The following is a 13,851-nucleotide window of genomic DNA, read 5'->3' as shown; positions in this document are numbered from 1 at the left end:
GGTGCGCTATGGCGAACCTAAAGAACCTACCCGTTGGCAAAAAAGCCCCCGAAATTGTCCATATGGTCATCGAAGTGCCGCGTGGCTCGTCCAACAAGTACGAATACGACCCCGACCTCGAGGCCATCAAGCTCGACCGGGTGCTGCCTACCGCCCAGTTCTACCCCGGCGACTACGGCTTTATTCCCTCCACCCTGGCCGAAGACGGCGACCCCCTGGATGGCATTATTCTCTCCACCCATCCCCTCCTGCCGGGGGTGGTGGTGGATGTGCGGATTGTGGGCATGGTGGACATGCAGGACGAAAAAGGCGGCGACGCCAAAATTATCGGGGTGGTGGCCGAAGACCCCCGCTGGGATCACATCCAGGACCTGAACGACGTCCCCACCGCCTACAAGCAGGAAATCCAGAACTTCTTCGAGACCTACAAGGCCCTCGAGGCCCACAAGGGCAAGTGGGTCAAGGTATCGGGCTGGAAGGACAAGGCCGGCGCGCTGGCCGAGGTGCAGGCCTGCATCGAGCGATTTAAAGAGGCCAAGAACCACTAGCAAACCGGGGTTGGCTGAGCCTCCTGAACGCTGCCGGTTCACCCCGACCGACCGGACGCAAGAGATCTTTCTGATCTGGGGTCCCCGCCCGAGGCATTGGCGGGGGGAGGGCTCGATTGGCTTTGAAGTTCCTTTGCAGGCTTAGCTTGACCGGCCTAAGCATTTGTGGTTATGTAATCAGACGGGTTGCCTTATGGCCTTGCAACAGCGAATTGACTCTCTGCTAAAAGCGTTGGAAGTGCCCGACCTTGCGGTCGAGGTGCCCCCGGTTACCGACGAAGATGGTTTTCTCGAGGCCCTCGAGGCTGCCATCACCAGCTTCATTGAAGATGGCGAGGATGACCAAAGCCCCCTCGGCCTGATCAAGGCCGACCCTGCAGCCTACGACCTCAGCGAGGAGCCCGATACCGACGAACTACAAAACGCCGTGCGGGACTTCATGAACGCGGGTGACTCCCAGCTCACCCTCATCACCCCCGAAAGCCCCATCCAGCCCGACGGCGGCGAAAACCCGCAAAAGTTCTGGATATTCCTGCTGGAAATGCCCTCCCTGTCCGAGCACCGCTGGTGGGCTGTGGTGGACAAAAATGGGCGCAACGAAACCTACAACTACGGGGTGCTCTAGCCGCCAATCCCTACCATCACCCGTTCGCGCAGGGTAGGTAGGGTGTTGCCAAAGGCTGGCTTGCGGTCGGTGGCCAGCAGAATGGCATCCACCAGGGCCTCAACCGGGTTGGGGGCCTCGAAGGCCCAGGCGATGTCCATCTCCAAATCGGTCAGCAGGCAGGGGCGGATTTTTTTGTCGGAAGTCAGGCGCAAGCGGGAGCATTTGGAGCAAAAAGGCTCCGTGATGGGGTTGATGAAACCAATGCTGCCCACTGCGCCCGGAATTTTATAAACCCGGGCGGGGGCGGTGGGGTCGTTATCTACTTTCTCGAGCGGGCCAAAGTGGGCCTCAATTCTGGCCCGGGTCTCGGCCCCGCTGATAAAGCGGGCATGGTAGAGTTCGGGGTTGGAGTTATCGAGGTGCATGTACTCCAAGAAACGCACCTCCAGCGGCTTATTCAGCGAGAGCGAGGCCAGCGGAATGACCTCTTCCTCGTTCATGCCCCGGATCATCACCGCATTGATTTTTACCGGCCCTAGCCCCAGCTCCCAGGCCGTTTCGATGGCGTCCCAGACCTTTTCGACCTGTCCACCCCGGGTCATGCGTTTGAATACCTCGGGGGTAACAGCGTCCATCGAGAGGTTGAGCCGCTTGAGTCCGGCGCTCATCAGCTCTTTGGCCTTACGCTTGAACAAAAGGCCGTTGGTGGTGATGGCGATGTCGTGAATTCCCAGCTCGCTGGCTGCGGCAATCATCTGGGGCAGTTCTTTGCGCACCAGCGGCTCGCCGCCGGTAAAACGCACCGACTCCAGGCCCAATAGCTGCATGGCCCGCAGGAAATGGCGGGTGTCCTCTACCGAGATGGTGCCCGGTGGCTCCGACTGCTCCCAGTCCAGCGGGTGGCAGTACAGGCAGTGCAGGTTGCACCTCGGCGTGACGGAAAGCCGCAGGTCTTTGATGATGCGCCCATAGTTGTCGATTAGTTTCACTGTCGCGACCCCGTGTTGCACATTCTAACAACACGGTTAGCCTAAGACGCAAGGCGGGTTACAAATATCCCGGAACTCGAGCGCCGGGTCCTCGAGCTGGGTTGACCGCCGCGCAACCGAACCCACAAAAGCAAGAATGAGCTTGGTCTATGCTAAAGCCATGAAGACTCTGGTGCTGTTCGATGGTGTGTGCAACCTTTGCAACGGCACCGTTCAATTCATTATCCGCCACGACAAAGCCGGATGTTTCCAGTTTGCCTCGCAGCAATCCGAGGCCGGGCAAAGAATTTTGCAGCAGCATGGTATCCCTACCGAGGCAGCCCTGGCCGACAGCGTGGTGGTCATTGAGGAGGGGCGGGTTTGGCTGGAGTCGGATGCCGCCTTGCACATCCTCTACCGCCTGGGGGGTGTGTGGCGCATCCCTGCGCTGCTGCGGTGGGTGCCCAAGGGTCTGCGGGACTGGGTCTACCGCTGGGTGGCGCAAAACCGCTACCGCATTTTTGGCAGGCGCGAAAGCTGCCTGGTGCCCACCCCAGAACTCCAAAAGCGCTTCCTGGATACAGCCTGACCTGTGCATCAAACAGCGGCCTGGAAATCTTCCCAGCCCACAAGTGGTAGAAAATCGAGGGCTGCTTTAGCCTAAAGGTATGGCCGATTACAAGCGCTTTGGTATGGCCCTGGGGGGCGGGGGGGCCAGGGGATACGCCCATATTGGGGTAATGCGCGTGTTGGAACGTGAGGGGTTTCGACCCAGCGTAATAGCTGGAACCAGTATGGGCAGCATTATGGCGGCGATTTTCGCCGCAGGACACACTGCCGACAATGTGCAGCAGGTGCTGTCCCAGATGTCTTTCTGGCGCTTTCTGGATCTAAACCCCTTGAACGATATGCTCAACTACAGCGAGCTGGTGCGTTTTTTGGAGCCCCACATCCCCCGCCAGATGGAGGACTTCCCCATTCCCCTTGGCATCACCGCCACCGACCTGATCACCGGAACCGAGGTCTATTTTCGCCAGGGGGATGTGTTTCAGGCCATCCGGGCCTCGATTGCCTACCCAGGGGTGATCAACCCCATCTGGGTAGGGGAGCAACTGCTGGCCGACGGCGGCATTTTGAACCAGATTCCGGTAGACCTGGTGCGCTTTTTGGGGGCAGAGCGGGTGATAGCGGTGGATGTGACCCCGCTGGAGATTCTGCATGAACAGCCGCAGAAGAAAACCTGGTGGCAGCAGATTTTCCGCCGGGGCATAGACGTCAACCCCATCCAGAATGTTTATCGCTCGGTTGAGATTATGCAGATTCGCCTGGCCGAGGTTAAGCTGGCGGTTTCGCGCCCCGATCTGGTACTGCGACCCAGGCTCGAGGGCATCGGGCTTTTTAGCTTCCAGCAGCTCGAGCAGGCCATACAGGACGGCGAGATGGCTGCCGAGGGCAAGCTCGAGGAAATTCGCGCACTGCTGGCTATGGGGTCGCCTTGAGCTGCGCCAGACTGGCGATGCCTTCTCGCTCCATTCTTTCCAGCAGCCCCCTGCACAGCTTTTTCAAGAGGAAGGGCCCCTCGTAGACCAGGCCGGTGTAGACCTGCACCAGCGTGGCGCCGTTCGATAGCCGTTCCCACACGTCTTCGGCACTAAAAATGCCCCCTACCGAAACAATGGGCAGGCGGCCTTGTAGCTGGGCGTGCAGGTACTTGAGCACCTCGAGCGAGCGGGCCCGAAGCGGTTTGCCTGAAAGCCCGCCGACTTCGTCTATGGGCGTTTGCAGCCCGCTGCGGGCGGTGGTGGTGTTGGTAGCGATCAGGCCCGAGAGCCGGTATTGTTCGACCAGGGCCAGAATTTCGTCGATCTGTTCCCAGGTGAGATCGGGGGCAATTTTGAGCAGCAGCGGCTTCTGGCCCTGCACGAAGCCCGCGAGGGCGGCGAGCAGCTCTTCTAGCCGATCCTTATCCTGCAAGGCCCTGAGGCCGGGGGTGTTGGGCGAGCTCACGTTGATGGCGAAGTAGTCGCCATAAGGCCACAGCCTGGACAGGCTTTGCAGGTAGTCCTGGGGGGCTTCCTCCAGGGGTGTGACCCTGGACTTGCCCAGGTTGATGCCCAGCGGAACCGGCGGCCTGCCAAAGGTCTCTTGCAAGCGGGCAAGCCGTGCCGCGACGGCCTGGGCCCCTTCGTTGTTGAAGCCCATGCGGTTTATGAGGGCCTGATCCTGGGGCAGCCGAAACAGGCGCGGTCTGGGGTTTCCCGGCTGAGGCAGGGCGGTAACCGAGCCGATCTCCACATGGCCGAACCCCAGCGCGGCCCAGGTTCGCACCGCTACCGCATTTTTGTCGAAGCCTGCGGCCAGCCCGATGGGGTTGGGGAAGCGCAGGCCAAAAGCCGAGACCTCGAGGCGCGGGTCGCGCAGGCTAAAGAGCTGCCGGATAAGCTCGAGGCTGGGCCCCCGCTGCCCCAGCCAGGCCAGCAAGTGCATCACCCGCTCGTGAATGCCCTCGGGGTCTTGGCGGAAGAGCCAGGGTTTAATCAGCTCGTACACGGGCCAAGAATAGCAGGGAAACGCCCATTCGTCAGCGGTACTGCCGCTAGGCAGCGGTACTGCCGCCAGGCAGCGGGTACTGCCGCCAGGCAGCGGGTACTGCCGCTGGTTAGCGATACTGCCGCTGGTTAGCGGTACTGCGCCAGCAGGTTCTTGGCTATAATCACCTTCAAAACCTCGCTGGCGCCCTCGCCGATGCGGGTCAGGCGGGCATCGCGCCAATAGCGTTCGACCGGGTACTCCTTGATGTAGCCGTAGCCGCCCAGAATCTGGATGGCCTCGTCGCAGGCCTGTACGCCCACCTCCGAGGCAAAGAGTTTGGCCTGAGCAGCCGCCTGGCCAAAGGGCCTGCCCGCGTCGCGCAGGTCGGCGGCTTTGAGGTAGAGCAGGCGCGCAGCTTCCAGCTGGGTGGCCATGTCGGCCAGCTTGTGCGAGACGGCCTGGAACTCGGCGATGGGCCGGCCAAACTGCTCGCGCTGTAGGGCATACTTAGCCGCAAACTCCAAAGCTGCCCGCCCCAGTCCCACGGCCATGGCCGCTATGCCGATGCGCCCGCCTTCCAGCACCTTCATCACGTCGTAGAAGCCCTTGCCGCGCTGGCCCAGCAGGGCTTCTTTGGGCAGGTGGAGGTCTTCAAATATGAGCTGGGCGGTATCGGAGGCGTTGAGGCCCAACTTCTTTTCCTTGCGCCCAATCCGCAAGCCCGGAATGGGTGCCTCGAACACCAGCGCCGAGATGCCCAGGTGCTTTTTTTCTTCGCTGGGTGCGGCATCGGTGCGGGCATTGACCACATAAACCCCCGCCACCGAGCCCTGGGTAATGAACTGCTTGGAACCGTTCAGCACAAAGCCCGAGTCGGTCTCTTCAGCCCTGGTGCCCAGGGCGGCAGCATCCGAACCGCTGCCCGGTTCGGTCAGGCCCCAGGCCCCCAGCACCTCGCCTGAGGCCAGCCGGGGTAGGTACTGCTGCTTCTGCTGTTCGTTGCCGGCGATCAAGATATGGCCGGTGCAAAGGCTATTGTGCGAGGCTACCGTCAGGGCCAGCGAACCATCCACCGCTGCAATTTCTTCGACGATTCGGGCAAAAATGCGCGTCGAGAGCCCGGCTCCGCCATACTGCTCGGGTACCTGGGCCCCCATCACGCCCATCTCGCCCAGCTTCTTTACGATTTCAAACGGAAAGGCACCCGTCTCGTCGCGTTCGGCTGCGCTAGGGGCCACCTCGGCCTGCAAAAAATCGCGTAGTGCGCCGATAATCTGGCGCTCCTCGCTGTCGAGCTCAAACCACAAATCCCTGGGGCGGTCTGCAATCATCTTGGCTCCTCCGTGTCTCTAATATATCACTTTTTATAACTAGTGCTGGAAATACGTTACATGTTTTGGGCTCAGATGGCCTCGAGATAAATTCGCCGGTTTGCGGGGAAGTGGGCTGGGGATGATATAGTGAAGTATCGTGAATCCCCAACAGCTTTAGTACGAATGGGCTATGGGATTGCGTGTCGTTTTGGAGGAACGCTTGAATGGAGCTTAAAGCCGGTGCAATCGTAGAAGGTCGCGTTACGCGAATTATGGAGTTTGGGGCTTTTATCGAGTTTCCCACAGGTGAATCGGGTCTGGTGCACATCTCGCAGGTGGCCCACGAGTTTGTCAAAAACATCCGCGATCACCTCAACGAGGGGGACGTGGTCTCGGTTTTGGTGCTGGGCCGCGATGAAAAAGGCCGCCTAGACCTCTCTATCAAAGAGCTGACCCCAGCTCCCGTGGAGCCCCCCCGGCCCAAGCGCCTGCCCCGTCAGGCCCCCGAGTTCGAGAATAAGCTCAAGAGCTTTTTGCGTGGCTCCGGCGGTTTTGGTGGTGGGGCGGGTGGTGGCAAAAAGGCAAGTGGGGGTAAAGGCGGGCGCAAGCGCCGATAAAGCCTTGCCCCATCTGGCTTGCTGTTAAGGTGTTGCCTATCGCACTCTTCACAGGTGTGACCTCCCATCCGGGAGGCCACTGTGCTGTGCAGGAATAATGTTGGTGACTTGATCGAGGACTATTAAGAGCGCTCTAGTGCAGATAATACCGGATTCAAAAAGATAATCTTCAAACAAAAAGCGCTAAGAGGCTATCTTTTTGAATCCTAGAGCACACCCCTCGCTGCGCTCGGCGAAGAAAGCGTATCCCTTCGGTCGGGTTAGTTCGTCACCGTTCGGCGACGAACTAACCGAATCTGGTATAAAAACCGACTGAATGTAAGGGTAGCTCCTGGCGTTGCTTCAAGAGCACACCCCGTCCCGAAGTCCCGAAGGGGATTGTCCGGTTGGTGCTGCTGAGCAGCTACCGCTGAGCTAAACTCGGCATCAGTCCTGAACTTCATCCCAGCTCATACCCATAATGCTGTAGCCCGCATCCACATACACCGTCTGGCCGGTGGTTCCGCTGGATAGGGGAGAGAGCAGGTATAGGCCCAGGTTGCCCACTTCCTCGTGGGTAATCATGCGCCCCAGGGGGGCGGTGGCGTTGTACTTGGCGACCATTTTGCGAAAACCGGGGATGCTCATGGCGGCTACGGTGCGGATAGCGCCAGCGCTGATGGCGTTGACCCGGATGTTCTTTTTGCCCAGCTCATAGGCCAGGTAGCGCACGCTGGCCTCGAGGGCGGCCTTGGCAACCCCCATCACGTTGTACCTGGGCACCACCTTTTCCGAGGCGTAGTAGGTCAGGGTGACCAGGCTGCCCCCTTCGCGCAGCAAGGGCTCGGCTTCGCGGGCCACTGCCACCAGCGAATAGGCCGAGATTTGCAGGGCGGTGTTCCAGTCGGCAGCGGTGGTGTCGATAAAGCGCCCTTCCATGGCGGCCCGGGGGGCAAAGGCAATGGAGTGTACCAGGTAGTCGAGACCACCCCAGGTCTGCGCTAGATCGGTGAACATGGTCTTGAGGGCGGTTTCGTCGGTTACATCGACCTGGTATAAGCGTTGATTGGGGCGGCCAGCGGTGAGCTTTTCGAGCTTTTCCTTCAGCCGCTCGCCCTGGTAGCTAAATGCCACTTCGGCCCCGGCTGCATAGAGTTTTTCGGCAATAGCCCAGCCCAGGCTATGCTCGTTGGTTACGCCCATGACCAGGGCTTTTTTGCCGGATAAATCAATCGCAATCATAACCCCCGTATCTTACCTGCACAGCCTCGAGAGTTGGCAATTTATTCAGGGGATGTAAATAGGCGGCCATGCCGGTGATGCCCCCTTGGTGTCCTGAAGGTGCCCAGCACTTCTGAACCAATCCTCATACATGCCCGATAATATATCTTCAGAACGAATTATTTGATTGGTTGCCAATAACGGGACATTGTTTACTACTCCAGCCCGACCCGTTCGGCTGTAAACACTCTTTAAGAAAAGGGTTTCATTTAGCAGCGAGGGGGGTGTAAGTATGCAGGCGCTTCAACAAAGTCTGACGATGGGTAATATACAGTGTGAATGGGTTCCTGGAACCATGAACCAGGTCAGGGTGCATTTGCCCGATCACGACGTACAGGTTTCGCTCGAGCAGCTGCAACAAATTGCCGGGGTGGACGCAGTGCATGAGCTTTACCTGAAAGGCTTAATTTGCCTGCCCTTTACCAGCAAGCTGCGTGAGGCTTTCGATAAAGCGTAATCTAGCCGGGTAGTTCTTGGGCGGGATTTTGTAGAATTGCCCTATGCCTTCTGCACTAAAGACGCTGGCCCGCTTTGGCGATGCGGAAAATTGCCTCAGGCATTTAGAGCGCTCGAGACAGGAGCTGCTGCAGCTGCTTGCCAGCCTACCCGACGAGACCCTTTTCCGGCGGCCCGAACCAGAGGTTTGGAGCCCAGCGGAGGTGCTCGAGCACATTGCCCTGGTGGAGGAGTCGGCAGGGAAGATTATCCGAAGGCTGCGCAAGGTTGCCTTGGGCGAGGCCGAACCCTTTCCGCCTTCGCCGCCGGGCCAGACCCGACCCGATGGCCGCTGGCTGGCACCGCCCCCGATGGAGCCCAAGGGAGGTTTGACCCGCGCCGAGCTGCTGGAGCGGCTGCAGTCTGTGCGCCAGCGCCTGCTGGCCGAGGTGGCCGAGAGCGGCGAACGCCTGTCGCAACCACCTACCTATGCCCACCCCTTTGCGGGTGACCTGACCGCCCTGGGCTGGTTACAGACCCTGGCCTACCACGAGCGGCACCACCTCGAGCAGATTCGCGGGCGAGTGAACACCAAGCCTGACCATAAGCAAACCAATTGATCAGGGGCAGAACCCGGCAGCGCTCGAGAAAGATGCCCTGCCAGGTTCTTGGTTCAGTCTTGCTATAAGGCAGGTCTTTGGTAGGGCAACCAGGGTACTCAATGCGGTTCCTACATGGCTTGCACACAGTGCGCAGCAATTTACCCAGTAGAGCAAGAGCCGCTGTACTGGGTATTCGTGGGAACCAAGCTCAGCGCTTCTGGATTAAGAAGTGGCAGGCCCGCTGCCCATCCCGCTGGCAGAAAGGTCGCTCGGCAGGCAGGCCGGTGGCCCTGGTAATCACCCTGGGCGGCAGGTTGCACACGGCTTCGAAGCGCTGTCCGGTGGCATAGTAGAGGCAGTTGTGGGCTTTGAGCTCCCAGCCGGTGGGGGTTTCCTCGAGGGTGCCCAGCATCTCGCCGTAGTCCATATACTCCAGCAGCGCCTCCAGCTTGGCCTGTCCCTCGAGGCCCGCCAGCTTGCGCCGCAGCTCGGAGGCCATGCTTTCGGCTACGCCTTCCAGTAGCCGCTCGATAATGCCCTCCCGCTCGGCCTCTGCCAGCACCGCGTCCAGAAGCTCGGGGTAGCGCTTGGGGAAGAGGCCTTCGGAAGCCTGGGTCAGCCGGTAGACCGTGGCCGGGCGGCCCTTGCCCAGGCGGCGCTCTTCTTTGGCCAGCCAGCCGCTTTTCTCGAGGCCGCTCAGCTGGTGTCGAACGGCAGTCTCGCTCAGGCCCAGGTGGGCCATCAGTTCCTTGATGGTGCTGGGGCCGTGCTGTTTGAGGAATTCCATTAGTGGGCGAGTGCTCATGGTTGCTCCGGGGGTTCTATTTATTTTTCGCTATTTTCTCTATTGAAATAGCATAATAAGCAGTATAGCCTAACCATTGGAGCGGCGGTGCGGCTTTATGCCAGAGGCACCGGCTCGAGGAGGAGAATATGAAACCTAACGAAGGCACAACCGACCGGATCATTCGCCTGGTACTGGCTGTGGTGTTGTTCCTGCTGGCTTTTACGGTGGCCGGTGGGGTGTGGGTCTACGTGGCCGCGGGATTGGGCGCGGTCATGTTGCTCACGGCCGCTGTGGGCTTCTGCCCGCTGTACGCCGCGCTGGGCGTCAACACCTGCCCCGCACCCCAGCGCAAGGCCTAGCGCGATGGGTTGAGGGCTGGGCTGCATCTGGGCACAGTTCTCCCACAGCGGAATGCGTAGAATATAACCGGAATCGGGCCAATCTGAACCCCAAAGCGATACCTCGGTGGGATGAATAGGGCCCGCTTCCAACGAGGAGGAAGTTATGGTTCCCAATGTAGGCAGTACAGACCGGCTGGTTCGCTACATCCTGGCGGTGGTGTTTCTAATCATTGCCTTCTTTGGTAGCAGCGGCATCTGGGCCTGGGTGTTTGGTCTTCTGGGGGTGGTTATGCTGGTAACCGCCACCCTCAACTTCTGCCCCATCTGGGCGGTGTTCAAAATTAATACTCGAGGAAAAGCGTCCTGAATACGCCCCTCCCTCGCCCCGGCCTGCAGGGCCGGGGTTTTGCTTTGGGCCATAAAGATACGCCAAAGTAATGTCGAAAGAAACGTGCTTTTGCGTTAGTCTAGGCCTGACCGTTTTTATGGGGTTTGTTTGCAACACTACCCTGACGGTAGGTCAATATGGTGCGTCCAGGAGGTTCTATGGTGTCATCTTTACGAACGGGCATCCTATCCGTCGCCCTGATTGTGCTGGCAGCCTGTGCCCAGGTTCCGTCTGCACAACCTCAGGCCAAACTTGCTGCACAGGCCGTCTTGCAAGGGGTGGTGATCAGCCAGGTGTATGGTGGGGGCGGCAACAGCGGTGCGCCCTACACCCACGACTTTGTCGAATTGTTCAACCGTGGAACCACGCCGGTTTCCTTGAACGGCTGGTCTATCCAGTACACCAGTGCCACCGGAACCGGCAACTTTGGCGCAAGCAGTACGCTGCTTACCGAACTGCCAAACGTTACCCTTCAGCCGGGCCAGTATTTCCTGGTACAGCAAGCAGGGGGTACGGTGGGTGCAGCACTTCCTGCGCCCGATTTCATAGATCCCACGCCCATTGCGATGGCTGCTGGAGCAGGCAAGGTGGCGCTGGTCTCGAGCACTTCTCCGCTGGGTTGTAACGGCGGCTCTACCCCCTGTTCTCCTGCCCAACTGGCCCAGATTGTCGATCTGGTGGGATACGGCAACGCCAACTTTTTTGAAGGCGCGGGTGCCGCCCCCACACTCTCCAACACCACCGCTGCGCTTCGGAAGGGCAACGGCTGCAGCGAGACCGACAACAACGCTAGCGATTTTGAAGCCCTGGCGCCCAATCCGCGCAATACGGCCTCGGCCCGCAACTTCTGCGGTGAGTCGGCGCCCAGTGTGGTCTCCACCACGCCGGCAGCAGGGGGCACCATCAACCCCGACGCCAACCTGACCCTCACCTTCAGCGAGCCGGTGAACGTGAGCGGTGAGTGGTTCAGCATCACCTGCTCCTCCAGCGGAACCCGCACCGTGGCCGATACGGTGGTCACGGCCAACGCCACCTCGACGCAGTTTGTCATCAATCCCAACACCGATTTTGTCTCCACCGAGAGCTGTACCCTTACGGTGTTTGCGGCCCAGGTCTCGGATGTGGATACCCTCGACCCGCCCGACACCATGACCGCCAACTTCGAGCTTGTCTTCAACCCGGTCTCGGTCTGCGACCTGCCCTATACCCCCATTTATCAGATTCAGGGTAGTGGGTTGTCGGCAGCCATCACGGGCAGCGTGACCACTCGAGGGGTGGTGGTGGGCGACTACGAAGGCCCTTCGCCTGCCTTGCGGGGTTTCTACATCCAAGACCCCACGGGCGACGGGGATGCGAATACCTCCGACGGTATTTTCGTGTTTAACGGCAACAACGACAGCGTTTCGCTAGGGGATGTGGTGCGGGTGGTGGGAACGGCGGCTGAATTCCAGGATCAGACCCAGATTAGCGCCACCACCATTACCAAGTGCGGAACCGGAACCGTCACACCTGTAGATGTAACCCTGCCCTTTGCCTCTCCCACCGAGGCCGAGCGCTACGAGGGCATGCTGGTGCGCCTGCCCCAGACCCTTTACGTGACCGAGCACTTCCAGCTCGGGCGCTTTGGGCAGGTGGTGTTGTCGTCGGGCGGGCGGCTAAAGCAGCCGACCAACGTAACCACCCCTGGGGCTGCTGCCAATGCCCTGCAAGCCCAGAACAACCTCAACCGCATCATCCTGGACGATGCCCTGCAAAACCAGAACCCCGACCCCATCCTGTTTGGACGCAATGGGCAGCCTCTGAGCGCCAGCAACACCCTGCGCGGGGGCGATACCGCCACGGGCATTGTGGGGGTGATGACCTACACCTGGGCCGGCAATGCGGCCAGCGGCAACGCTTACCGGGTGCGGCCCATTGGGGCCCTGAACGGCTACGTCAACTTTGTGGCAGCCAACCCGCGCCCGACCACCGCGCCCGATGTGGGCGGCACGCTGCGGGTGGTGGGGTTCAACCTGCTCAACTTCTTCAACACCTTTGATGGGCTGCCGGACACCGTGGACAACTGCACCAACGGGGTGGGGGGCCCACCCACCGACTGCCGGGGGGCCGATACCCTGGCGGAGTTCAACCGCCAGTGGCCCAAAACCGTAGCGGCCATCCTGGCTATGAACCCGGATGTGCTGGGTTTCAACGAGATGGAAAACGACGGCTATGGCCCGGATAGCGCCATTGCCTTTTTGGTGAACAAGCTCAACGAGGCCACCGCACCTGGAACCTATGCCTTTATAGATGCCGATGCGGCCACGGGCCAGGTGAATGCCCTGGGCACCGATGCCATCAAGGTGGGCCTGATTTACAAGCCGGCCCGTGTGACGCCGGTGGGCCAGACCGCGGTGCTCAACACCCCGGCGTTTGTCAACGGCGGCGACAGCGCCCCGCGCAACCGGGCCTCGCTGGCCCAGGCCTTCCAGCAAAACGACAATGGGGCCATCTTCATCGTGAACGTGAACCACCTCAAGAGCAAGGGCTCGGCCTGCGACCTGCCCGACCAGGGCGACGGCCAGGGCAACTGCAATGTGGTTCGCACCAACGCCGCCCAGCAGCTGGCGGCCTGGCTGGCCACCAATCCAACGGGTATTGCCGACCCGGACATTCTGCTGATTGGCGATTACAATTCCTATGCCAAAGAAGACCCCATCACCGCGCTTAAGAACGCAGGGTATATCAACCTGATCGAGAACCGCCTGGGGGATGATGCCTACTCGTATGTGTTCGATGGACAGTGGGGCTACCTCGACCACGCCCTGGCCTCGCCCTCGCTGAACGCGCAGGTAAGCGGGGTGGCCGAGTACCACATCAACGCCGACGAGCCCAGCGTGCTGGACTACAACACCGACTTCAAGACCCCCAACCTGCAGGCCCTGCTCTATGCCCCCGACCAATACCGGGTGTCCGACCACGATCCGGTGGTGGTGGGGCTGAGCCTGACCGCGCCTGGTGCCTGGTTCTTTGGCCCCGTCGCGCCCTTCCCGGCCTTCAACACCGTCAATGCAGGCCAGTCTATCCCGCTCATCTTTAGCCTGGGCGGCAACAAAGGGCTCAACATCTTCGCCCCGGGATACCCCAGGTGGCAGGTTGTTCCCTGTGGCTCGAGCGCGGCGGTGAACGGCACCAACCCCACCAGCAGCAACGGCGGCCTCAGCTACGACCCACTCCAAGACCGCTACACCTACCCCTGGAAAACCGAGAAGTCCTGGGCGGGGAGCTGCCGACAGGTGGTGGTGCGCTATATCGATGGCATCACTTACCGGGCCAACTTCAACTTTGTGAAGTAGAGGCAGACCGAAAGCAACCGACCCACCCCATTTATGGGGTGGGTTTTTCTCCAGATGCTTCCTGCGCCTGCTCCTGGGTCTATCGTGTGGCTGCCTTGGCGCGTTGTTGAACGCAGAC

At 60.3% G+C, this 13,851-nt stretch carries 15 protein-coding genes; 10 read left to right on the top strand and 5 right to left on the bottom strand.

What is annotated here, in order from left to right:
• Window positions 1-8 precede the first annotated feature (8 nt).
• Window positions 9-548 carry an inorganic diphosphatase gene (locus Q355_RS0114860; RefSeq protein WP_027878507.1) on the top strand — a complete coding sequence of 180 codons (540 nt, stop codon included), beginning with the start codon at window positions 9-11 and terminating at the stop codon, window positions 546-548.
• Window positions 549-741: 193 nt separating this feature from the next.
• Window positions 742-1,173: a hypothetical protein gene (locus Q355_RS0114855; protein WP_027878506.1), complete on the top strand. Its 432-nt coding sequence runs from the start codon at window positions 742-744 to the stop codon at window positions 1,171-1,173.
• On the opposite strand, the gene moaA is transcribed toward Q355_RS0114855, so the two are convergent.
• Window positions 1,170-2,144: a GTP 3',8-cyclase MoaA gene (gene moaA / locus Q355_RS0114850; RefSeq protein ID WP_027878505.1), complete on the bottom strand. Its 975-nt coding sequence runs from the start codon at window positions 2,142-2,144 to the stop codon at window positions 1,170-1,172. The genes Q355_RS0114855 and moaA overlap by 4 nt on opposite strands.
• 160 nt (window positions 2,145-2,304) lie before the next feature.
• On the opposite strand from moaA, the gene Q355_RS0114845 reads away from it, so the two are divergent.
• Both Q355_RS0114845 and Q355_RS0114840 read left to right on the top strand, forming a co-directional pair.
• Window positions 2,305-2,712 carry a thiol-disulfide oxidoreductase DCC family protein gene (locus Q355_RS0114845; RefSeq protein ID WP_027878504.1) on the top strand — a complete coding sequence of 136 codons (408 nt, stop codon included), beginning with the start codon at window positions 2,305-2,307 and terminating at the stop codon, window positions 2,710-2,712.
• 79 nt (window positions 2,713-2,791) lie between these two features.
• Window positions 2,792-3,622, top strand: a complete 831-nt coding sequence (locus Q355_RS0114840; RefSeq protein WP_027878503.1) for a patatin-like phospholipase family protein — start codon at window positions 2,792-2,794, stop codon at window positions 3,620-3,622.
• Here the strand turns inward: Q355_RS0114840 and Q355_RS0114835 are convergent.
• Entirely contained in the window at window positions 3,606-4,661 is a 1,056-nt protein-coding gene (locus Q355_RS0114835) for a quinone-dependent dihydroorotate dehydrogenase (protein ID WP_211247185.1), read from the bottom strand. The genes Q355_RS0114840 and Q355_RS0114835 overlap by 17 nt on opposite strands.
• Before the next feature lie 140 nt (window positions 4,662-4,801).
• Window positions 4,802-5,986 (bottom strand): acyl-CoA dehydrogenase family protein, encoded by a 1,185-nt coding sequence (locus Q355_RS0114830; protein WP_027878501.1) that lies wholly within the window; start codon window positions 5,984-5,986, stop codon window positions 4,802-4,804.
• Window positions 5,987-6,192: 206 nt separating this feature from the next.
• Between Q355_RS0114830 and Q355_RS0114825 the strand changes: the two genes are divergently transcribed.
• The gene (locus Q355_RS0114825; RefSeq protein ID WP_027878500.1) at window positions 6,193-6,585 is read left to right on the top strand and encodes a S1 RNA-binding domain-containing protein; all 393 of its coding nucleotides are present in this window, start codon (window positions 6,193-6,195) and stop codon (window positions 6,583-6,585) included.
• 426 nt (window positions 6,586-7,011) lie between these two features.
• Here the strand turns inward: Q355_RS0114825 and Q355_RS0114820 are convergent, their stop codons facing one another.
• Window positions 7,012-7,806: an enoyl-ACP reductase FabI gene (locus Q355_RS0114820; RefSeq protein ID WP_027878499.1), complete on the bottom strand. Its 795-nt coding sequence runs from the start codon at window positions 7,804-7,806 to the stop codon at window positions 7,012-7,014.
• A 334-nt stretch (window positions 7,807-8,140) separates the two neighbouring features.
• Here Q355_RS0114820 and Q355_RS0114815 point away from each other — a divergent pair, with 334 nt between their 5' ends.
• Entirely contained in the window at window positions 8,141-8,302 is a 162-nt protein-coding gene (locus Q355_RS0114815) for a hypothetical protein (RefSeq protein ID WP_245597612.1), read from the top strand.
• A gap of 43 nt (window positions 8,303-8,345) precedes the next feature.
• Window positions 8,346-8,900 carry a DinB family protein gene (locus Q355_RS0114810; RefSeq protein ID WP_027878497.1) on the top strand — a complete coding sequence of 185 codons (555 nt, stop codon included), beginning with the start codon at window positions 8,346-8,348 and terminating at the stop codon, window positions 8,898-8,900.
• A 190-nt stretch (window positions 8,901-9,090) separates the two neighbouring features.
• Here Q355_RS0114810 and Q355_RS0114805 read toward each other — a convergent pair whose 3' ends face one another.
• Window positions 9,091-9,669: a helix-turn-helix transcriptional regulator gene (locus Q355_RS0114805; protein ID WP_027878496.1), complete on the bottom strand. Its 579-nt coding sequence runs from the start codon at window positions 9,667-9,669 to the stop codon at window positions 9,091-9,093.
• Between the two features lie 146 nt (window positions 9,670-9,815).
• Here Q355_RS0114805 and Q355_RS0114800 point away from each other — a divergent pair, with 146 nt between their 5' ends.
• The 3 genes from Q355_RS0114800 (at window position 9,816) to Q355_RS16615 (ending at window position 13,733) form a co-directional block, all read left to right on the top strand.
• Entirely contained in the window at window positions 9,816-10,028 is a 213-nt protein-coding gene (locus tag Q355_RS0114800; RefSeq protein WP_027878495.1) for a YgaP family membrane protein, read from the top strand.
• 145 nt (window positions 10,029-10,173) lie between these two features.
• Window positions 10,174-10,377: a YgaP family membrane protein gene (locus Q355_RS0114795; protein ID WP_027878494.1), complete on the top strand. Its 204-nt coding sequence runs from the start codon at window positions 10,174-10,176 to the stop codon at window positions 10,375-10,377.
• A 179-nt stretch (window positions 10,378-10,556) separates the two neighbouring features.
• Entirely contained in the window at window positions 10,557-13,733 is a 3,177-nt protein-coding gene (locus tag Q355_RS16615; RefSeq protein WP_156941946.1) for an ExeM/NucH family extracellular endonuclease, read from the top strand.
• Window positions 13,734-13,851: the final 118 nt, after the last annotated feature.

The sequence above is a fragment of the Meiothermus cerbereus DSM 11376 genome (assembly GCF_000620065.1).
GTDB lineage: Bacteria > Deinococcota > Deinococci > Deinococcales > Thermaceae > Meiothermus > Meiothermus cerbereus.
Note: the sequence above shows the minus strand (reverse complement) of the source record. Positions and strands in the feature narration are given on the sequence as shown.

What these genes read in the sequence shown, in the direction of transcription:
- Q355_RS0114860 (WP_027878507.1), top strand. Translation starts at nt 9, where the DNA reads ATGGCGAACCTAAAGAACCTACCCGTTGGCAAAAAAGCCCCCGAAATT.
- Q355_RS0114855 (WP_027878506.1), top strand. Translation starts at nt 742, where the DNA reads ATGGCCTTGCAACAGCGAATTGACTCTCTGCTAAAAGCGTTGGAAGTG.
- Q355_RS0114845 (WP_027878504.1), top strand. Translation starts at nt 2,305, where the DNA reads ATGAAGACTCTGGTGCTGTTCGATGGTGTGTGCAACCTTTGCAACGGC.
- Q355_RS0114840 (WP_027878503.1), top strand. Translation starts at nt 2,792, where the DNA reads ATGGCCGATTACAAGCGCTTTGGTATGGCCCTGGGGGGCGGGGGGGCC.
- Q355_RS0114830 (WP_027878501.1), bottom strand. Translation starts at nt 5,986, where the DNA reads ATGATTGCAGACCGCCCCAGGGATTTGTGGTTTGAGCTCGACAGCGAG.
- Q355_RS0114825 (WP_027878500.1), top strand. Translation starts at nt 6,193, where the DNA reads ATGGAGCTTAAAGCCGGTGCAATCGTAGAAGGTCGCGTTACGCGAATT.
- Q355_RS0114820 (WP_027878499.1), bottom strand. Translation starts at nt 7,806, where the DNA reads ATGATTGCGATTGATTTATCCGGCAAAAAAGCCCTGGTCATGGGCGTA.
- Q355_RS0114815 (WP_245597612.1), top strand. Translation starts at nt 8,141, where the DNA reads ATGAACCAGGTCAGGGTGCATTTGCCCGATCACGACGTACAGGTTTCG.
- Q355_RS0114810 (WP_027878497.1), top strand. Translation starts at nt 8,346, where the DNA reads ATGCCTTCTGCACTAAAGACGCTGGCCCGCTTTGGCGATGCGGAAAAT.
- Q355_RS0114805 (WP_027878496.1), bottom strand. Translation starts at nt 9,669, where the DNA reads ATGGAATTCCTCAAACAGCACGGCCCCAGCACCATCAAGGAACTGATG.
- Q355_RS0114800 (WP_027878495.1), top strand. Translation starts at nt 9,816, where the DNA reads ATGAAACCTAACGAAGGCACAACCGACCGGATCATTCGCCTGGTACTG.
- Q355_RS0114795 (WP_027878494.1), top strand. Translation starts at nt 10,174, where the DNA reads ATGGTTCCCAATGTAGGCAGTACAGACCGGCTGGTTCGCTACATCCTG.
- Q355_RS16615 (WP_156941946.1), top strand. Translation starts at nt 10,557, where the DNA reads ATGGTGTCATCTTTACGAACGGGCATCCTATCCGTCGCCCTGATTGTG.